Annotated in this window: 17 protein-coding genes; 5 read left to right on the top strand and 12 right to left on the bottom strand. The window is 65.2% G+C overall.

Features of this window, described 5'->3' with window-relative positions:
• Positions 1–155, bottom strand: a 155-nt coding sequence (locus A9Z00_RS01105; RefSeq protein ID WP_296973636.1) for a UPF0236 family transposase-like protein, incomplete at its 3' end; no start/stop codon positions are given.
• Between the two features lie 334 nt (positions 156–489).
• Between A9Z00_RS01105 and A9Z00_RS01110 the strand changes: the two genes are divergently transcribed.
• From A9Z00_RS01110 to A9Z00_RS01125, 4 genes are all read left to right on the top strand, one after another.
• Entirely contained in the window at positions 490–1,032 is a 543-nt protein-coding gene (locus A9Z00_RS01110) for a DoxX family protein (protein ID WP_296973455.1), read from the top strand.
• A 248-nt stretch (positions 1,033–1,280) separates the two neighbouring features.
• Entirely contained in the window at positions 1,281–1,862 is a 582-nt protein-coding gene (locus A9Z00_RS01115; protein WP_296973457.1) for a thioredoxin family protein, read from the top strand.
• Positions 1,863–1,884: 22 nt separating this feature from the next.
• Positions 1,885–2,682 (top strand): Nif3-like dinuclear metal center hexameric protein, encoded by a 798-nt coding sequence (locus A9Z00_RS01120; RefSeq protein WP_296973460.1) that lies wholly within the window; start codon positions 1,885–1,887, stop codon positions 2,680–2,682.
• A 295-nt stretch (positions 2,683–2,977) separates the two neighbouring features.
• Positions 2,978–4,225: an MFS transporter gene (locus A9Z00_RS01125; RefSeq protein ID WP_296973461.1), complete on the top strand. Its 1,248-nt coding sequence runs from the start codon at positions 2,978–2,980 to the stop codon at positions 4,223–4,225.
• Between the two features lie 569 nt (positions 4,226–4,794).
• On the opposite strand, the gene rbsK is transcribed toward A9Z00_RS01125, so the two are convergent.
• The 10 genes from rbsK to A9Z00_RS01175 all read right to left on the bottom strand — a co-directional run bounded on the left by rbsK (position 4,795) and on the right by A9Z00_RS01175 (position 16,191).
• The gene (gene rbsK / locus A9Z00_RS01130; protein ID WP_296973464.1) at positions 4,795–5,709 is read right to left on the bottom strand and encodes a ribokinase; all 915 of its coding nucleotides are present in this window, start codon (positions 5,707–5,709) and stop codon (positions 4,795–4,797) included.
• 25 nt (positions 5,710–5,734) lie between these two features.
• The gene (locus A9Z00_RS01135; protein WP_296973466.1) at positions 5,735–7,852 is read right to left on the bottom strand and encodes an ADP-ribosylglycohydrolase family protein; all 2,118 of its coding nucleotides are present in this window, start codon (positions 7,850–7,852) and stop codon (positions 5,735–5,737) included.
• Positions 7,853–7,915: 63 nt separating this feature from the next.
• Positions 7,916–9,070 carry an ADP-ribosylglycohydrolase family protein gene (locus A9Z00_RS01140; RefSeq protein WP_296973469.1) on the bottom strand — a complete coding sequence of 385 codons (1,155 nt, stop codon included), beginning with the start codon at positions 9,068–9,070 and terminating at the stop codon, positions 7,916–7,918.
• A 54-nt stretch (positions 9,071–9,124) separates the two neighbouring features.
• On the bottom strand, positions 9,125–10,636 hold the full coding sequence (locus tag A9Z00_RS01145) for an extracellular solute-binding protein (protein ID WP_296973472.1): 1,512 nt from the start codon (positions 10,634–10,636) through the stop codon (positions 9,125–9,127).
• An 88-nt stretch (positions 10,637–10,724) separates the two neighbouring features.
• Entirely contained in the window at positions 10,725–11,597 is an 873-nt protein-coding gene (locus A9Z00_RS01150) for a carbohydrate ABC transporter permease (protein ID WP_296973474.1), read from the bottom strand.
• Positions 11,598–11,612: 15 nt separating this feature from the next.
• On the bottom strand, positions 11,613–12,506 hold the full coding sequence (locus tag A9Z00_RS01155; protein ID WP_296973475.1) for an ABC transporter permease: 894 nt from the start codon (positions 12,504–12,506) through the stop codon (positions 11,613–11,615).
• A complete protein-coding gene (locus A9Z00_RS01160; RefSeq protein ID WP_296973477.1) occupies positions 12,503–12,838 on the bottom strand; it encodes a DUF4387 domain-containing protein in 336 nt (111 codons plus the stop codon). The genes A9Z00_RS01155 and A9Z00_RS01160 overlap by 4 nt, the downstream gene beginning before the upstream one ends.
• The gene (locus tag A9Z00_RS01165) at positions 12,822–14,201 is read right to left on the bottom strand and encodes an acyclic terpene utilization AtuA family protein (RefSeq protein ID WP_296973479.1); all 1,380 of its coding nucleotides are present in this window, start codon (positions 14,199–14,201) and stop codon (positions 12,822–12,824) included. Before A9Z00_RS01165 ends, A9Z00_RS01160 begins: the two co-directional genes overlap by 17 nt.
• Before the next feature lie 264 nt (positions 14,202–14,465).
• Entirely contained in the window at positions 14,466–15,155 is a 690-nt protein-coding gene (locus tag A9Z00_RS01170) for a FadR/GntR family transcriptional regulator (RefSeq protein ID WP_296973482.1), read from the bottom strand.
• A gap of 322 nt (positions 15,156–15,477) precedes the next feature.
• Positions 15,478–16,191, bottom strand: a complete 714-nt coding sequence (locus A9Z00_RS01175; protein WP_296973638.1) for a queuosine precursor transporter — start codon at positions 16,189–16,191, stop codon at positions 15,478–15,480.
• Positions 16,192–16,437: 246 nt separating this feature from the next.
• Here A9Z00_RS01175 and A9Z00_RS01180 point away from each other — a divergent pair, with 246 nt between their 5' ends.
• Positions 16,438–18,654 carry an LTA synthase family protein gene (locus A9Z00_RS01180; protein ID WP_367188953.1) on the top strand — a complete coding sequence of 739 codons (2,217 nt, stop codon included), beginning with the start codon at positions 16,438–16,440 and terminating at the stop codon, positions 18,652–18,654.
• 354 nt (positions 18,655–19,008) lie between these two features.
• Here the strand turns inward: A9Z00_RS01180 and A9Z00_RS01185 are convergent, their stop codons facing one another.
• A complete protein-coding gene (locus A9Z00_RS01185) occupies positions 19,009–19,989 on the bottom strand; it encodes an aldo/keto reductase (RefSeq protein WP_296973485.1) in 981 nt (326 codons plus the stop codon).
• Between the last annotated feature and the right edge of the window lie 41 nt (positions 19,990–20,030).

The raw sequence follows: 20,030 nt of genomic DNA on the forward strand, positions 1-20,030 counted from the left end.
ACGCGAAAACGCTGGCGATCCCTTTGCTCAAGGATGATCTGATCAAACATCTCCAGCGCTGTCTTCATCGCGCTGGCGAACGCTTCCTGCATCTCCCGCAACATCCACTGCTCAAGCTCTTTCATTGTGGGAATGATTGTGGTAAAGTGCTGCATAGGAGCTTCCTCCTCTTGGTGCGTGTTTCAGCAAATTCACTTTACCAAGGGAGAAGCTCTTTTTCTATGTTCTATGTTCGCTTTTTCCAGACTTTACCCCCACGCAAATTTTACTCTAACCCGCCGAACCCCCTCCGTCTCCGCTGATACCGCGATGTTCCCGTTTGCCCACCGCCTTCCGATCCGCCGTCACAAATTTGTGAAAAATTTCACGAATTTTGTGATTTTTATCACATGCAGCCGTGCGTCGCCATTGTACACTGAAAGCGAAAAAACAAGGAAAACACCGACGTCGGTCGCAAGTCCATCCCATACCAACAAGGAGTGAACGGCCATGATGAAATTCTGGAGGGAAAACCGATACGCGGCGGGCGCCGTCCTGCTGCTCCGGCTGTACATCGGCTGGCTCTGGCTCGAGGCGGGCTGGCACAAATTGGTGGACGGGTTTGACGCCACCGGCTTCCTGACCCGGGCGGTGGAAAACCCCGTCGTCGACAAGGCGACCGGCGCAGCCGTCTATCCGACGTACACGGCGTTCATCAAGCATTTCGCGCTGCCGAACGTCAAACTGATCAACTTCCTGGTCCCGGTCGGCGAATTCCTGATCGGCCTCGGCCTCATCCTCGGCGCGCTGACGTTGGCGGCCACCTTCTTCGGCCTGATGCTCAACTTCCTGTTCCTGTTCGCGGGCACCGTCAGCACGAACCCGTGGATGATCCTGCTGGGCGCGCTGATTTTCATCGCCGGCGCCAACGCCGGGGCGTTCGGCCTCGACCGCTGGCTGATGCCGCTCCTCAAGGCCGGCTGGAGGAAACTCTTCGGCCGCAAGGGCGCGGACGTGGTCGGCGGCGGCACGACGGCGCCGAAGACGGTCTGACGCCGTCGCCATGGATAGGGTGGTCACGCTCCCCTTCTCCAAATAGATGGAATTTGCGGCCCTCCGCTCGGGGGGCCGCCTTTCTGTCCTTTTTTCCTTTTTCGGCTTGCCGCGCACCCCGGCGCCCGCCGAGGTCCCGTTCCCGCAGCCCCGCAATCCGCTCCCGCCGACGTCCGACATCAAGGTCCGGCGCCGCATTACTTTTTCCCGGGGGTTGCTGTATAATGGGCGGCAAGGAGGGATGAACCATGGCATTCACGCTTCAGCTCGGCGAGCGGGCTCCCGATTTCCGCCTGCCCGCTACGGACGGACGCACCTATTCGCTGGATGATTTCAAGGACGCGCGCGTGCTGGTCATTTTCTTCACCTGCAATCACTGCCCGTATGTCATCGGCTCGGACGAGGTGACCCGAGCGACCGCGCTCAAATACGCGCCGCACGGCGTCCGCTTCGTCGGCATCAACTCGAACAGCGCGAACACGAAGCCGGAGGATTCCTTCGAGAACATGGTGAAGCGCATGGAGGAGCACCGCTTCCCGTGGGTCTACCTGCGCGACGAGACGCAGGAAGTCGCGCTGGCGTACGGCGCGCTCCGGACGCCGCACTTCTTCGTCTTCGACGAGGAACGCAAGCTCGTCTACACGGGACGCGGCGTGGACAATCCGCGCGACACGTCGAAGATGACCGTGAACGACCTCGACAACGCGCTGGCGGACGTCATCGCCGGCCGGCCGGTCCGGGTGCCGCTCACGAACCCGATCGGCTGCAACGTGAAATGGGAAGGCAAGGACGCGCACTGGATGCCGCCCGAAGCCTGCGACCTCGTCTGACGCGGAAGGAGTCCCGCATCCGATGCGCACGACCATCCGCGACGTGATCGCGGCGGTGACGGGACCCGCCGGGCCGGTCGGACAGACGGTGGACGGGCTGCTGTCCGGCGATCCCGACGACGAAGTGAAGGGCATCGTGACCGCGTTCATGCCCTCGCAGCGCGTGCTGGAGGAGGCGCGCGCTTCGGGCGCGAACCTCGTCATCGCCCACGAGGGGCCGTTCTACAGCCATCATCTTTCCTTCGCCAAGACCATCGCGGATGATCCGGTCTACCGGGCGAAAAGCGGCTTCATCCGCGAATCGGGGCTGGCCGTCTACCGGCTCCACGACCACATCCACCGATACAGCCCGGACGGCATCGCGGAGGGCCTGCTCGAGGCGCTCGGCTGGACGCATGATCGCGTCCGGCACGAGCCGGAGGCGGCGATCATCGAGCGCGAGCCGACGACCGTGCGCGCGGTCGCCGGGGAGCTGAAGCTGCGCCTCGGCCTCCGGTTCGTCCGCGTCGCCGGCGACCCGGACGCCCCGTGCCGGCGGATCGGCCTGCTCGTCGGCTACCGCGGCGGCGGCGCGAACGCGATTCCGCTCTTCGGACGCGAGGGCGTCGACCTCGTCATCTGCGGCGAAGGCCCGGAATGGGAGGCGCCGGAATACGCCCGCGACGCCGCGCGGCAAGGCCGGGCGAAGGCGCTCATCGCGATCGGCCACGGCGAGAGCGAGCGGCCGGGCATGCGCCTGCTCGCGCGCCGGCTTGCGGCCCTCTTCCCGCACATCCCCGTCCGCGCCGCTGACGAGGAACCGGTGTTCACCTGGCTGTAGCCCCTACTTAAGGTGAAACCCATCCTTCACCCATATAAGCAAGCGAAAAGCACGCGAAGCCTGCCGGCTGGACCGTCGCGTCCGTTCGCCGCAGGCTTCTTTCATGTTCGTCTGCGTCTTGTCCGGACGTTGTCCGGGCGCACCTGCGTCCCCCCTTCCCCCTTCCGTCCTCCGCCGGTGCACCCGCTTGCATGAAACCTTTCCCCGCGGCGCACGCTATCCCTGTTACTGCGCGCGCTGCCGGACAACCGGATGCGGCGCTCCCTCCGACACCACCCGAAACGGGGGATCCGGTGTGAGCCGTACGAAACGTGGCGCGCTGTTCGCGCTGGCTTCCATACCGCTCATCATGACGCTGGGCAACTCGATGCTCATTCCCGTGCTGCCGGCCATCCGCCGCGAGCTGGAGCTGACGCCCTTCCAGACCGGCCTGATCATCACCGTCTTTTCGGTGATGGCGATCCTCTTCATCCCGCCCGCGGGCTGGCTGTCCGACCGGATCGGACGAAAGCGCGTCATCCTGCCGTGCCTCATCCTGGCCGGCATCGGCGGCGCCGTCTGCACCGCCGCCGTCATCTGGTTCAAGCCTCCGTATCCGTATCTGCTGGCCGGACGGGTCCTGCAAGGCATCGGCGCCGCCGGGGCGGCCCCGGTCGTCATGCCGCTCGTCGGCGATCGGTTCAAGCGCAAGGAACAGGTGAGCGAAGCCCTCGGCCTGATCGAGACCTCGAACACCTTCGGCAAGGTCCTCAGCCCGATCATCGGCTCCGCCCTCGCGATGCTGGCCTGGTACGCGCCGTTCGCGGCGATACCGGTGTTCGCGGCGGCCTCGGCGCTGCTCGTCGCACTGCTGGTCCGGGCGCCCGCGCGGCAGGCTGAACCGCAGCCTCTGGCGGCGTTCCTGCGCGCGCTGCGGAGCATTTTCCGGCGGCACGGCCGCTGGCTGTTCGCCGTCTGCGCGCTCGGCGGACTCGGCATGTTCATGCTGTTCGCCGGGCTTGTCCATCTGTCGGACGTCCTGGAGGACCGGCTCGGCCTGTCCGGCGTGTGGAAAGGCGCCGTGCTCGCCCTTCCGCTCGCCGTGCTCAGCGCGGCTTCCTGGCTTGCGGGCAAATGGATCGGCGATCGGAAGCGCCGGATGAAGGCCGTCGCCGTCACCGGCTTCGCGCTGTCGGCCTGCGCGGCGGGCGCCTGCGCCGCCGCGGACGGCGTCTGGCTGCAGCTTGCCCTGTTCGGGGCCGCCGGGCTCGGCATCGGCGCCGCGCTGCCCTGCCTCGACGCCTTCATCACGGAAGGGATCGACGAGGAGCACCGCGGCACCGTCAGCTCGTTCTACAGCAGCATGCGGTTCGCGGGCGTCGCCCTCGGCCCGCCGGCCGCCGCGCTGCTCGGCCGTCCGGACGCCGCCCCGCTGTTCTGGTGCCTCGCGGGGGCCGGCGCCGTATCGACGATCATCGCCTGGCTCGCGATCCGTCCCGGCGAGCCGAATCCCCGCGCGTGCACGGGACCGCGGCTCATCGGCCGGCCGTCGCCCGGCCGGTAGACCCGGTCCGGGACGGCGGATGCCGCCCGCCGCGCGTTGCGCAGGCGCCATGGGCGTGTCCATGACACGCGGCATAGGCCGCTTCGGGATTCCGGGAACCAAAGAATGGCCCGGGCCCGGGGCCCAGGCTCCCTTGTCCGGCGGCTGCCGGCACACAACCTCATCTTGGACGGGGGTCAACGCTTCCTCCGGTCGGGTAACTGGAGCAAGTGACCGTCAACCTCGGCATGGGGCACGTTTACTTTCGGTTTTTGTCATGGTGGTCGAAAATGAACCTCAGCAGCGTCAGCAAAAACGTGCCGAAGGCCATCATCGCCATGACAAATTGGAAGAGTGTCCATGTGATCACCTCCCCGGCGCCGTAAGGACGCCTCGGGTGCCGGTCTCCGCCGGACCCGGAGGAAGATGCGCTCCCAGCCAAGGCCCCGCTTCCTCCCGACGCGGAAGGGACAGGGCAGGTTGTACTGTATGTATATGCGCGATTTCCCGGCATTTGCCTATCCGGTCAAAAAAAATTGCGGCGGGCCGATTGGCGTCATAAAATCCATGCCCCCGCCGCACGCGATTTGTCACGATCCCGCCAGCATCCGCTCCGTCTCTTCCCGGGCCGGGATCGACGCCTGCGCGCCCGGCCGCGTCACGGCCAGCGCCGCGGCGGCCGAAGCGAACCGCAGCGCCTCCGGCACCGGCTTGCCCTCGCACGAAGCCGCCGCCAGCGCGCCGATGAACGTGTCGCCCGCCGCCGTCGTGTCCACGGCCCGCACCCGGAACGCCGGCACATGGACGGTGCCGCCGTCCCGTCCGACCCGCACGCAGCCCTTGTCGCCGAGGGTCACCACCACCTGCGACACGCCGGCCTCCGCCAGCAGCCCGGCCGCCCGCGCCGCGTCCTCCGGGCCGGACACCCGCTCGCCGGTCAGCACCTCGATCTCCGTCTCGTTCAGCACGCACGTGTCGATCAGGCCGAGCACCTCCCGCTCCGGCTTCAGGGCCGGCGCGGGATTGAACCAGACCGGCACGCCCCGCCGCCTCGCCTCCCGCATGACGGCCTCCGTCGCCGGCCAGTCGATCTCGTTCTGCAGCAGCACGGCGAACGCGTCGTCCCAGGGGATCCGGTCCTCGATCTCGCCGAACCCGAACACCCGGTTGCTGCCGCCCGCCAGCACGATGCAATTCTCGCCCCCGCGGTCGACCGTGATGATCGCGAGCCCGGAATGCCCCTCTTTCCGCAGGACGCCCGAGGTGTCCACGCCGCTTGCGGCCAGGCTGTCGAGCAGCGTCTGGCCGAAGCTGTCCGTGCCGACGGCGCCGACCATCTTCACGCGCGCGCCGCTGCGCGCGGCCGCGACCGCCTGATTGGCCCCCTTGCCGCCCGGCAGATACGCGACGCCCAAGCTCGGAATCGTCTCGCCCGGCTTCGGAAAAGCCTCCACGTTCGCGACGAGGTCCATGTTGATGCTGCCGACGACGACGATTTGCTTCATGACGCCATCCCTCCGCCTTCCCGATTCATACGGAAAATGACCGCACGCGGAACGTGCCGACGTCGCCCTCCGCGTCCCGCAGCGAAGCGACGCCGTACATCCCGTGCGTGAACCTGCCGTCCTCCGCCTCCAGAACGAGGCGGTCGTCGACGAAGAGCCGGAGCGACGCGCCCCGGACGACGGCCTTCAGGCGGTAGGTGCGGCCGGTCACCCAGGGGAAGGCCGCCGACGCCAGCTCCGTCCAGCCGAAATCGTTCCTCCGGATCGACGCCGTGCCCCCTTCCGACAATCCGAGCCAGTAGCACCGCTCGACGCCGAGCGCCCGGACCACGAGACCATGGGACTCGCCGGCGAGCGGCGTGAATTCGGCCTCGATCTCCGCGTCCCGCGTGTAATAGTTGCCCGTGAAGGCCGCGGCGTATCCCTCCGCCCGGTAATGCAGCCGTCCGTCCCGCAGGCTCCATTCGCCGCGGTGCTGGGCCATCGGCGTCACCGAGGTGAACTCGACCGCCTGCTTGTTCCAGTCGATCGCGTACCGCCCGCCGCCATGGACGCGCATCCGCCCGATATGGAGCGCGCCGAACGCGCGGGATGCGGCCGTGGCCGCCGGCGAATCGAGGATGAGCCCGATCTCGTCGGCGAAGCTGCCCGCCAGATCCGGCACCTCGAAGCCGAGCGTGAACCACTCGCCGCTTGCCGGCTCCACGGGATCAAGCGCGATCACTTCCTTCGTGTGCGTGTCCCGGACATAGGGCGTGATCCGGAGCGGCGCGCCCTCCCACCGGTCCAGGCGCAGCCGGAATTCGACCGTCTGCCCGCTGTATGCCTGCGGCGCGAACGTCGGCTTGTACTTCTCGTCGTCGAAGTCCTCGCGGCGGTAAAACGGCTTGTAATAAATCCTGGCGCTTTCCGTATTCGTGATCCGGTCGAAGATCACCTCCAGCGACCCGCCGCTTTCGCCGTCCCGCACCCGCCGCGTATGGCGCAGCACCGGCGTCTTGAAGGGATTGCTCGTACGGAAGCCGTGGGTCGAGCCCGGCAGATCGAAGTCGAAGTACAGCTCGCCGAACCGCACGCTTTCCTTCAGCTTCCGCGGCGCCTCGAGCCCGTGCAGGCGATACGACAGGAGGACCAGCTCCTTGCAGAACGTCGGCAAATCGACGATGTTCAGATACCCCGACACGCTGCTGGCGACGATGCAGTCGTTGACCGGCCGCCGGTAATGCCCGGGAATGCCCTTGAGCCCGCGCAGCACGCCCGTGATCGTGCCGACGCTGCCCGCGTTGCAGTCGGTATCCCAGCCGCACATCGCCGCGATCTCCACCGTCCGGGCGAAATCGCCCCCGCCGTACAGCAGCGCCAGCGCGCACACCCCCGCGTTCGGAATGATGTGGCAGACCCCGCCGTACCGGTCGTAGCCCCATTCCGCCTCGAGATACCGGCGGCACGCGCGCCAGTCGTGCGGATGCCGGTCGTGGAAATCGATGACCGCCCGCACCACCGCGGCGTACAGCGAATCCGCCGGAATGACGCCGAGGGCCGACTCCACCACCTCCCGGATGTCGTCCGCCGTGAACGCCTTCGCGATGCAGGCCGCGATGAAGCGCGCGCCGTACAGGCCGTTGCGGTCGTGGGACACGCTGGCCGCGCGCTCCGCCCAGTCGGCCGCCCGGTCCATGTCGCCCGGCCACAGGAGCCCCCAGACGTCGACGAAAATCTGCCCGCCGATCTGCTCCGCCAGCACTTCCCCGTTCACGGCGATCGATCCCGAAGCCGGCGCCTCGATGCCGTTTCGCAGATTCATGTAAGCCGTATGCTCGGTGCTGACGCCGACGCCTCCCCACCAGAACATGCCGACGCCTTCCCGCGTGTAGTTCAGCCACGCGCGGGCGACGTCCCGCGCCGTGAGTTCCCGGTCCGTCGCGTCGTCATACAGCGCCCGCATGAAGAAAACGGGGCCGTTCGCGTCGTCATCCGCGGAGAACGTGCGATACGGCTTCACATAGTCCCGGATGTCCCCGTACACCCGCTCGATCCGCTCGAAGGTCCACACCTCCGGCTCGAGGGGCGCCCCGAGGCGGATGCCGATATTCATGCCGAGAAATCCGGCGTATACGCGCTCCAAATAATTTGCGGGCAGCATGGTTCCTCTCCGCACCCCCGTTCGGTTTCGGCATTTCGGATAAGTTCGGTTCGCATCTGAAATTCAGCCGAGCACGGCCCGTCTCCGCTCGAGCCTGTCCAGGTCCCGGCGGATGATCTCGGCCGCCGCCTCCGCGAAGGCGTCGCTCTGGGCCATCAGGTCGAAGCGGTTCGCGCGGTCGATCTGCTCGAGATCCTCGCGGCGGAATGCGCCGATCCCGTGCATGGCCCCGAGAATCGCGCCGATCATGACGCCGATCGAGTCGGTGTCCCGGCCGGAGCTGACGCCGTCGCTCAGGGCCGGATACAGTTCGCCGTCGCGCAGATGGATGAAGGCGAGCGCGACCGGCAGCTCCTCGATGCTGCCGAGCCGGCTCGGCGCGTAGTGGTTGCTCGGCCTGCCGACCTTGTCGATATGGCGGTGCACGTCGTCCCCCATCGGCGAGTAGGGCAGCAGGGCCTCGTGCAGCCGCCGGACCGCCTCCTCGTAGGACCATGCGCCCTTCCGCTTCAGCCCGTCCGCGACGTCCAGGCACGCCCCGATCGCGAGCCGGGTGCCGTCCTTCGCGTACGCGAGCGCCGTATCGAGCACGTCCCGGACCGTGCAGCCCGGCTCCATCGCCTTCGCGACGCAGGCCGCCATGACGCCCGCCGCCTCGAGGCCGTAGCTGGACTGATGCCCCATCGCGAACAGGATCGCCTCGTCGTACGCGGCCTTCGGATCGCCCGCGTTGACGATGCCCACCGGCGCGATGTACATCGCCGCCCCGCAGTTCACCATGTTGCCGATCCCGCCTTCGCGCGGCTCGCAGTTCGCGAGCACGTGGCGGATGAAGATATATTTTTCGGGATAGAAGAGCCGCTCGAGAATCGTCGTCTCCTTCCCCAATTCGGGCACCCAGACCTTGCGGAACGCGATCTCCTTCACGAACTCGTTCGCCATGTCCCAGGCATCCAGATGCCGGCGCTCGGTCCGGTACACGCGCATCAGCGCGAGCGTCATCAGCGTGTCGTCGGTGATGATGCCGTAGCCGCGCATCCGCCCGAGGCGCGTCTCCTCGTCGAGATCCGCCTTGTACCACCGGGTCATGATCGAGTCGATCTTCCCGTACCGCTCCCGGATCTGATCGAAGCTCAGCTTCTCGACCGGCGCTCCCATCGCATCGCCGAGCGCGACGCCGGCCACCACTCCCCTGACTTTGTCCCGGAAAACCTTCATCCGCCGCGCACTCCTCCACGGGCCGTCAAGCCCACATGATCATGAAATTCCGATTCATTTCAGCACGCTGTTCGCGTAATCCGCAAGCTCCCTGCCGCCGTTCGCGTACCAGGCCTCCACGAACTTCGCGAAGTCGTCAACCGGCCGCTTGCCGGAGATGATGTCGGCCGCGTATTCCTTGTACAGATTCGAAAGCGCGTCCCAGGTCGCGACGTATTCCTCCGGAATCGCGAAGTTGTTGTCTTCCTTGAAGAACTGCGCCGAGATCTCGAGCGATTCTTGCCCCGCCGGACCGAGCAGCGAGCCGTCCACCGGAATCGACGTGTTCACCTCGATCGGCTCCCAGAAGGACGCGTACCATTCGCTGAAGTAGGCTTCCGTCAGCACCGCCTTGCCGTCCACCACGTTGTAGTGCTGCCCTTCGAAGCCGAGCCGGTCAAGCGTCTGCCCCTCGGGGCCCGCGAGGAAGTCGAGCACCCGGAACACGATGTCCTTGTGCTCGGACAGCGCGGAGATCGCGAAGCCGCGGGATTCCTTCGTGACGTCCGTCGCGCCGAAGCCCTGCGAGACGCCCTTCGCCGGCGGCAGCACGACGAGGCCGGCCTGATCCCCGTTCAGCTCCTTCATGCGGCCCTCGTACAGGTCGAGGACCTTGCCCGCCGTGCCGACGACGACGCCCGCGTCGCCCTTGTAGAACGCGTCTTCCTTCGTGTCCCACTGCTTCGTCATATACTCGTTGTCGAGCAGGCCTTCCCGGTACAGCCGGTTGTAGAACGCGAGCTTGTTCTTCTCCGCCTCGGACACGAGCGAATGCTCGTAGGTGCCGTCATCCTTCTTCAGCCAGGTCGAGGTGATGCCGAACGCCTCGTTGAAGATGAAGTCGATCTCGGCGAGATCGCCCGCGACCGTGATACCGTACTTCGCCTTGCCCGAATCGACGAGCTCCCGGAAGAACGCGTAATAGTTGTCCACCGTCGGATTGTCCAGGAGCGCCCGCCCCGTCGACAGTTCGTTGAACCAATCGGCCCGGACGACCGGCACCTTCGGCGTCACCGGCTTGATCCAGAGCAGGTACGGATAGTTCTCGATCCGCTTGACGTTGTGCTCCATCATGATGCCTTTCAGATATTTCGAGTTCTCGATATACGGACGGAGGTCTTCCAGCAGCCCCTGCGCCGCGATCGGCTGGTCGCCGCCCTGGAAGTAGATGAGATCCGGAATGTCGCCGCCCAGGAGCAGCAGGTTCAGGTTCTCCGCGTAGTTGCCCTGCGGCAGCTCGACGATCTCGAATTGCACATGCAGCCCTTCATGTTCCAGCAGCTCCGCTTCCAGCGTGTCGAAATACCGCGCGTACAGCGGATTGGAAGCGGAGACGTCCTTGATGACGATCCGGATCGTGACCGGTTCCGCCGAAGGCTCGGACGAGCCGCCCGCCGGTTCGTTCGAAGCCGGGCCCGAAGGCGGGTTCTCGGGCCCCGCGTTGTCCGATTTGCCGCCCGTGCCGCACGCCGTGAGCACGAGCAGGAGACAGACCGTCAGTGCGATCAGGCTTTTCCAGCGTTTCATCTTTTCCAGCACCCCTCGAAATGCGATTTTTGATGGTCTTCCAGGCCGGAATCTTGCCGCTTGCGTTCCGATAACCCCTAGACGTCCATTATTCCTTCACACCGCCTTCCATCGCGCCCTTCGCGTAATATTTCAAAATCATGGGATAGAGCAGCAGCAGAGGCACAATCGCGATGATGATCGTTCCCGCCTGCAGGGCGTCGAAATCGACGATCGTGCCGCCGAACAGGTGCTCGTAGCCGCCCAGGATCGTCGCGTTGTCCTGACGGATGACGAACTGGCGGAGCACCACCTGCAGCGGCCATTTGCGCTGGTCCGAGATGTAGATCATCGAACGGAAATATTCATTCCAGTGGAACACGCCGTAGAACAGGCCCAGCGTCGCGATGCCGGCCTTCGAGAGCGGCAGCATCACCTGCGCGTAAATGCGCAGATGGCCCGCGCCGTCGATCCTGGCGGCCTCGAGCAGCTCGTTCGGCACATCCTGGAAATAGCGCATCATGATGAACAGGTAGTACACGTTGATGCCCTTGTACAGGATGAGCACCGCGTAGGTGTTGATAAGCCCGAGCTCCTTCACGAGCAGATATTCCGGGATGAGGCCCGGCTCGAACACCAGGATGACGATCAGGAAGAACACGACGAGGCCTTTGCCGTAAAAATCGTTCCGCGCGATCACGTACGCCGCCATCGTCGTCAGCAGCAGATTGAGCAGCGTGCCCGCCGCCGTGATGAACACCGAGTTCAGGAGCCCGCCGGCGATCAGCCGGTTCTTCAGCAGCACCTCGTAGGTGAACAGCGAGAACTTCTTCGGCCACAGATCGAGCCCGTCCATGAGATGGGCGTAGGCCGGGTCCGTCAGGGAGACGGCGAGCAGATTGACGAGCGGCAGCAGCACCGCGAGCGTGCACAGGAACAGGAAGACGTGGATGAACACCTTCATCGGCTCGATCCTTCGCATGCCCGTCGCCCCTTTCTACCAGAGTCCCCTGCCGGTCAGCCGCTTCGAGGTGAAGTGCGTGCCGAGGATCAGCACGATCCCGATGACGCCCTTGAACAGGCTGGCCGCCGTCGAATACGCGAACTGGCCGTTCACGATGCCGATCCGGTACACGTACGTATCCAGAATGTCCGCCACGCTGATGACCGCGTCGTTCATCATGTTGAACACCTGGTCGAATCCGGCGCTCATGAAGAAGCCGAGATTCAGGATGAAGACGGTTACAATTGTGCCGACGATCTGCGGCAGCGTGATGTGGATCATCGACTGGAGGCGGGTCGCCCCGTCGATCTTCGCGGCCTCGTACAGGGCCGGGCTGATGCTCATGATCGCCGCCAGGTAGATGATCGAGTCCCAGCCCGCGCTGCGCCAGATTTCCGATACGACGAACACCCAGCGGATATGGTCCTTGCTCGTCATGTAGTCGACCGTCGGCAGGCCGAGGAAGTCCGCGATCAGGTTGACCGCGCCCTCGGACGGGCTGAGCAGCTTGATCCAGATCCCCGCGATCACGACCCAGCTCAGGAAGTGCGGCAGATAGACGACCGACTGCACGTATTTGCGGAAATGGCGCTGCGTCACCTCGTTGATCAGGATCGCGAGCAGGATCGGCACCGGAAATCCGAGGATCATTTTCATCGCGCTGATGATCACGGTGTTCCGGAGGACGTTCAGGAACGCCGGCGAGCTGAACAGCACCTCGAAATGCTTCGTGCCGACCCACACGTTGTCCCCGATGATCCGGTAATCCTGGAACGCGAGCCGCATGCCCAGGATCGGAATCACGTGGAAGACGACGAAATACGCGAGGGGAGGCGCCAGCATGGCGTACAGGACCCAGTCTTGCCGCAGCCTTTTCAGCACCTTCACGGAGCTCCACCTCCCTCCTCCGTCGTCACGTCGAGATTCATCAGCGGCGCGTGCTGCTGGGCGCCGTAGACGTCGCGGTCGCCGGCCGATCCCGAAGATGCGTCCCGGGCGATCGTCACCTTGAAGCCGAGCGCCTGGTCGTAGAACACGATCCGATGCACCTGGTCTTCCCGGATCCGGTACAGCCTCGCGATCGTCTCCCTCGTGATCGCGTTCGACCGCTTCACACGTTCATAGTGTTCGCGATTGTCGAACAGACAATCCAGCGTAATCTCGAACGGACCGGCGTTTTTGCTCCTGATGACCCTGGCGATGTCACCCAGCTTCGCCACCCCGAACGCCTCCCAGCCGATACTCGATCGGAAAATCGTCCGCGCGCCATTCCATCAGGTGATAAATCGAGAACTCGTACACCGGACCGAACTCGATGTCGCTCGGCGCGAACGGAAACGCGAGATTGCCCGCCGTCGACTTGCGCCCCTCGTATCCGTAATGCAGGAACGTGGATCGCAGCGTCGCGCAGATGCTGCTCGCCAGCTCCTGCGTCTTCGCCGTGACCTCGAACAGGACGCCGACCTCGTGGCCGCGGAACGGCTCGAACTCCCGCTCGCCGAGCACCGCGTTCATGCCGTAATTCAGGAAACGGATCTCGTAATCGCGCTCGTCGATCTCCGGATAATAGCGCTTCGTCTGTCCGGCGACGGCCGCTTCGACTTCCTCCAGCTTCCCGAGCAGGATCGGGTCCCGGATGCCCGCGATCACGAACGTGCGGTACGCGGTGAGCCGGGCGCCCTCGAGCTTGACGTACGTCTTGTCCTGCGGCAGATAGCGGCTGCCGCTCACGCGCACGATCCCCGGTTCGGGTTCCGTGAACTCGCAGCGCTCGAGATCGAGGACAAACCCCGGGCCCTGCAGCAGATACGGATGATCCTTCTCGTAGAACGTGTGGGCCGCCACGCTGATCGGCGTGCAGGCGCGGCAGTCGCTGAGCGCCCGCACCGTGAAGTGGTCGTCCGCGATCGTGCCGAGGATGCAGTCCTTCGTCGTCGCCGGCTCCGCGCAGAGCGCGCCGCATTCCAGAATCTTGCCGAGGTGATAGCTGAGCCCCGGATCCTTGCCGTGCAGCAGGCCCACCGCGGCGAACGGTGACGGATCGTAGGATCGGCCGCAGACGATGATGTCGCTGCCCGCCTCCAGCGCCTTGACCACGGGCTCGTGCCCCATCTGGCCCACGATGCTGGCGGTCTCGCGGACCGCCTGCTCCGTCAGCGGCGGAATGTTGGGCGAGAGCGGGACGATTTTGCCCTGCCGGAGCGCGTCCAGCACCTGCTCCTGCGTAAAGTCCGCCCGGATCACGGCGATCTTCGCGGTCGTCCCGAGCTCCCGCAGAATCTCCCCGATGATCTCGAGCGTCCATTCGACGTGCGGCCGCGCACCCGATCCCCCGGCGGAGCCGATGATGACCGGCACGTTCCGCGGCAGGCACGCACCGAGGATGATCTCCAGATCCTTCTTGTACGCGCGGCGGCTGACGATCGGGACGCCGGCTCCCAGCTTGTGCGGTCCTCCGTCGGTCGACCCCGCGTCGACGACGACGGCGTGCACCTGATGCTCCATGCCCCTGCGGAACGATTCCTCCGGGAATCCGTACCCGAGCATCCCGCAGGGCGACAGAATGCGGATTTCCTGGCCCATCTTGCTTCCCTCGTTTTCCCGTGATGCCGGCGATGCCGGCGGATCATCCCGCCGCGTCGGCGGATGATGCCGCGGCCGGCCGCCGGTATGATTGGATTGCTGGGTGGTCCAATTTTGCGGTCCATGTGCCATTGGACTGCCGGGTGATCCGGTTGCCGCTCCGGTCATCCGGACCGCCCCTGATCGCCCGGCTGCCCGAATCAACGATCGCTCCGATCATGCGGATCACTTGGTTGCTGGGTGATCCAATTTCAAGGAAAAGCATCAGAACGTCTGCTTCACCAGAATGTTTTCCTTGACCTTCTGCAGATGGTGCAGCAGCGCGGCCTTCGCCTGCTCGGCGTCCCGGCGCTTGATCGCCTCGACGATCTGCTGGTGTTCCCGGTAGACCTCCTCGCGGCGGCCGGCGTTCTGCAGCGTCTTGCTCAGCGTCCGCCGGAGCAAATCCATGTGCAGTTCCATGATGTTGATGAGCACGACGTTGTGCGAAGCCTTCGCGATCGAGAGATGGAACGCCTGGTCCGGGCGCGTGTGGTCCTCCTCGTCCTCGGCGCCCCAGCGCTCGAAGGCGGCGACGATCTCCGCGATGTCCTCCTCCGTCGCCCGCTCGCAGGCCAGCTGGACGATGCCGGTCTCGAAAATTTCGCGCGCCTCGAGCAGCTCGATGATCGTCGCGCGTTCGATGTTGTCCAGAATCCGGTTCTGGTCCTCGATCGATTCGATCGAGCGGGACAGGTAACGGCCGCCGCCCGGCTTCGTCTCGATCAGATTCTCCCGTTCCAGGATGCGGAACGCTTCGCGCAGGGTGCCCCGGCTGATGCCGAACGCCTGCGCCAGCTCCCGCTCGGTCGGCAGCAGATCCCCCGGCTTCAGGTTCCCTTCGATGATCATCTCTTTGATCTGTTCGATCACGTTTTCGTAAACCCGCTGATATTTGATTTTCCTGATCGCCATCGGTTCTTTCTTCCACCCTTTCCATCAAAATTGGTCGATTGGGTGGACCAATTCTCACCCGGATCATAACCCGAAAATGGTCCGCCTGTCAACGGGAGCGATGCCCCGGCCAAAAATTGCCGGATGGGGCCCCTTCACCCGGCAAGGCGGTTGTCCACGGCTCTTTTGCATCCTATCCCCTTCGCTCAACTGAAGCATATCCCCTTCGATCAACCGGACGGATGCCGCCGATCGAAGGGGACAGGATCGCCATGCGGCCGAAGGAACATCCCGGATGCCCGTCCCGTACCCCCGGAAGAGACGGGCTCCCGTCGCATCCGGGCTATCCGTCCTTCCGTCCGAGCCGGTGCCACAGCCCCTCCGTGTCCCTGAAGCTCCGCGCGATGTAGAGCACCGGCGTGCCGGCTCCCGAGACGACGAACTTGATCAGATACGTCGTCACGAGGATGTCCACCCAGATCGCCGCCTCGAACACGCCCGCAAATGCGATCGTGCAGAACACCAGCGTATCGACGAACTGGCTGACCAGCGTGCTGCCGAGGATCCGGATCCAGAACTGCCCGTGCGCCGCGTACCGCCGCCTGAGCCGGCTGAACAGATGCACGTCGAGCACCTGGCTGACCAGATAGGCGGCGAGGCTCCCCGCCGCCACCCGCGGCGCCAGACCGAACACCGTCTCCATCGCCGTCTGCATCTCCAGGCTGGACGCGTCCGGCCGGAACACGAGCGCAAGCTGCATGACCAGCGTGGACGCGAAGAGGAAGAAGAAGCCGAACCAGACCGCGCGCTTCGCCTCCTCCCGGCCGTGCCGCTCGTTCAGCAGGTCGGTCGCCATGTAGATCGAGGCGTAGGTGATGTTGCCGAGCGTCATGACGAGGCCGAGCATTTCAATCGTCTTGACGACCTGCAGATTGGCGAGCACCGTCGCGACGCCGACCCAGGCGAACAGGCCGACTCGCCCGAACAGCCGGTAGCATGCAAGGAACAGCGCGAACTGGACGATCCCGAACAGGACGCCCCACCACAGGTTGAACAAATCCAATTCTCCACCACTCCCGGATACAAATTGGCAAAGGCGGCACGGGCAAATGCCAATTCGATGGAAATTTGGTCATTCTCACCCCGTCACATCCGCGAATCGCCTTTGACAGCGGCTTGCCTCCGATGCATAATGAAATGAGCCAACCCTGACAAGGAATGATACGTCTATTATACAGAAAAAACAGCAAGCCGGCCGCGCACGATCGTAACCGGCTTGTTGTCTTGGCGAGGGGGAAGTCCCATGAGGTCGGCTCTGCCGGGCAGAGTCTACCGGATGTTCGGTTCGCGGCCGTTTATCTTTTTCTCGATCATCATGGTGTTCAAGAGCTACGTGGCATGGCTTGCGATCTTCGACGACATGCCGTTCTGGGCGCCGCTCGTCTCGGAAATTCCGTTCATCTGGGCGATCTTCTGCCTGATCGAGTGGTTCTCGTCCAAGCGCAAAATGACCGCCTACCTGATCGTGAATCTGGCGCTGACCGCCATCTTCTTCTCGGTCATCATTTACTACAAATACTACGGCGTCATCGCCACCTGGCGCGCGCTGGAGCAGGTCAACCAGGTGACGGCGGTGAAGAACAGCGTCTTCTCGCTGATCCATCCGCAGTTCCTGTTCATCTTCAGCGACATCGTCGTGTTCATCTACCTGCTGATCGACGGCCGGCGGAAGAAGCACGGGCCCGTCTACCGGCTGCTGCGCATCTGCAACCGGCCGAACGAGCGCCGCGGCATCATGACGCTCATCTTCGCGCTGTCGGTCATCGGCTGCATCATGAACATCTGGCCCCACCGGACGAGCATGAACGAGGTCGTCCAGGCGGCCGAGATGGGCATCCTCAACTATGAGGCGTACGCCCTGATCGCGAACGATGAATACGAGCTGATCGACAAATCCGAGATCACCCAGGATGCGATCGACGAGCTGAAGGGCGTCCGGCGCGTGTTCCCGTCCCCGTACCAGGGATGGGCCGCGGGCCGGAACCTGATCCTGATCCAGATGGAATCGTTGCAGAATTTCCTGATCGGCCTGGAAGTCGAGGGGCAGGAAGTGACGCCGAACCTGAACGCGCTCGCGCGGGAGGGGCTCTATTTCCCGGATTTCTACCACATGGTCGGTCAGGGCAACACGTCGGACGCGGAGTTCGTCGTCAACACGTCGTTCTACATTCCGCCGCAGGGCGCGGCCACGATGCGCTACGTGGACCGCGAGCTGCCGAGCCTGCCGCGGCTCCTCGGCGCGCGCGGCTACGAGACGATGACGTTCCACACGAACACCGCGGAATTCTGGAACCGCACCGAGCTGTACGCCGCGCTCGGCTGGGACCGCTATTACGACGACCGGTTCTTCGGCACGGAGGACTCGGTGTTCTTCGGCGCCTCCGACGACGTGCTGTACCGCAAAACCGCCGAAGAGCTCGCGCGCGTGGCGGCCGAAGGCAACAAATTCTACGCCCAGGTCATCTCGATGACGGCGCATCATCCGTTCACGCTGCCGAAGGAAAAGATCGACCTCCGGCTGTCCGCCCGGTATGACGGCACGTTCGTCGGCGACTACCTGGAGGCGCAGCACTACGCGGACGCGGCGCTCGGCCGCTTCGTCGAGGACCTGAAGGCGCGCGGCATCTGGCAGAACAGCCTCGTCGTCATCTACGGCGACCACGTCGGCCTGCCGATCTACTCGCTCAACCGGCGCGAACAGCAACTGCTGGCCGAGCTGATCGGGCATGAATACGGCTACGCCGACATGATCAACGTGCCGCTCCTCATCCTGGCGGAAGGCAGGCTCCCTGCGGAGCGGTTCGACGGGCGGCTCGGCGGCCAGGTCGACGTCCTGCCGACGGTCGCGGCCCTGATGGGCATCCCGCTGAACGGACACGTCCATTTCGGGCAGAACCTGCTGATCGATCAGGACAACCTGATTCCGCAGCGGTACTATCTGCCCTCCGGCACGGTGGTGAACGGCCGGTCGCTCTTCATCCCGGGTGAATCCTGGGAAGACGGCACGCTTTATCCGCTCTCCGGCGTCCCGGGCGACGAGACCGTCGTCACGAAGGACGCGTTCGAGCGGGCGCTCCGGCTGCTGCAGCTCTCCGACAGCTATGTCCGCCAGCTGCCGGAGCGCTCGCCGGATGACCGGCCGGTCGCGGTGGTGCCGGAGCCGGAAGAAGCGGAAGCGCCGGATGCGGACGCGCCGGATGCGTCGGACGGAGCCGGGGCTTCCGGCGCCGCTGACCGTGACGCGTCCGTCGCCGATGACGCATACGTCGCCGATGACGCTTCCGCTCCCGATGCCGCGTCCGCTGCCGGCATCGGTCACGCCCCTGACGCCGCTTCCGCGGCCGGTGCAGGGGATGCATCCGCCGGCGCGGATGAAGCGGCGGACGCGAACGAAGCCGCGGAAGCGGATGCCGCGCCGGACGCCGGCGCCGCGACGGCTCCCGATGCCGTCCCATCCTGATGCCGCAGCGGATCCCGACGCCGCGGATGCGGCCGGCGAAAGCCGCACCCATGCGGCGGACGCGGACCCGGCGGCGGCAGGTGCGCTCCGATCGTGTGAACCGGCAGGCGCATGCGGACCCGAACCGCGTGCGCCTGCCGGTTTTTTGGTGCCTGCCTGCGAAACACGGCGCGCGATGCCCGTCCCCGTCGCTTCCGCGCGAGGGGGATGGGTTCCATATGTACCCGCAGCCCGCCGTCCCCCGGGAGGCGCGCTCCATCCCGGCCGACGGCCGGCTCACGGCGCTACCTCCGCGTCCATGATGCTTCCTTCCGGTCCGGTCCCCGTCCGGCGCGCACCCGTCGGCGCCGGCGATCAATACTTTCCGCGGATATGCGCCCGCACCTTCTGCTCGTAGAACGCGCGCAGCCGCGCCCGCTCGGCTTCCGTGAACGGCGGAACGTCCGCGGCCTTGAGATTCTCCTCCACCTGGGCGACGGTCTTGAATCCGGGGATGGCGCAGCTGACATGCGGATGATCGAGGATCCACCGGATCGCGGCGACCGCCATGCTGCCGCGCCCTTCACCGATCCAGGCGAGCTCCCGGCTCAGCCGGACGCCCGTCTCGAACGGCAGCCCGGCGAACGTCTCGCCGACGTTGAACGCCTCGCCGTTCCGGTTGAAGTTCCGGTGGTCGTCGGGTTCGAACGTCGTCTGCTCGGTGAATTTCCCCGTGAGCAGCCCGCTCGCCAGCGGCAACCGGGCGAGAATGCCGACGCCCTGCGCGTGCGCTTTCGGGAACAGCTCCTCCGCCGGCTTCTGCCGGAAGATGTTGAAGATCACCTGCAGCGCCTTCACGTTCGGATACTGCAGCGCGATCAGCCCTTCCTCGACCGATTCGACGCTGACGCCGTACGCGCGGATCAGGCCTTCTTCGCGCAGCCGGTCGAGCGCTTCGAACACGTCGCCGCGGCGGATGATGTCCGTCGGCGGACAATGGACCTGGTACAGGTCGATCCGGTCGCGGCCGAGCCGCTTCAGGCTCGCCTCGCAGAACCTGCGCACCGATTCGTAGGTGTACACCGCCGGATCGTGAATGTTCGCGGCCCGGCAGAACTTCGTGGCGATGTAGATGTCGTCCCGCCCTTTCACCGCCTTGCCGAGCAAGGTTTCGGCGTGGCCGTCGCCGTAGACATCCGCCGTATCGAAGAAATTGACGCCCGCGTCGATCGCGCGCGCCAGCGCGTTCAGCGATTCGGCGTCATCCGTCTTGCCCCAGGAGCCGCCGATCGCCCATGTCCCGAAACTGATCTCGCTGACATGCATGCCGGTGTCGCCAAGCGGACGGTATTTCATGGTGTCGTCCCGCCTCCATCTCCAAGATTGCGGTACATGCC

It is taken from the genome of Thermobacillus sp. ZCTH02-B1 (assembly GCF_002159085.1).
GTDB lineage: Bacteria > Bacillota > Bacilli > Paenibacillales > Paenibacillaceae > Thermobacillus.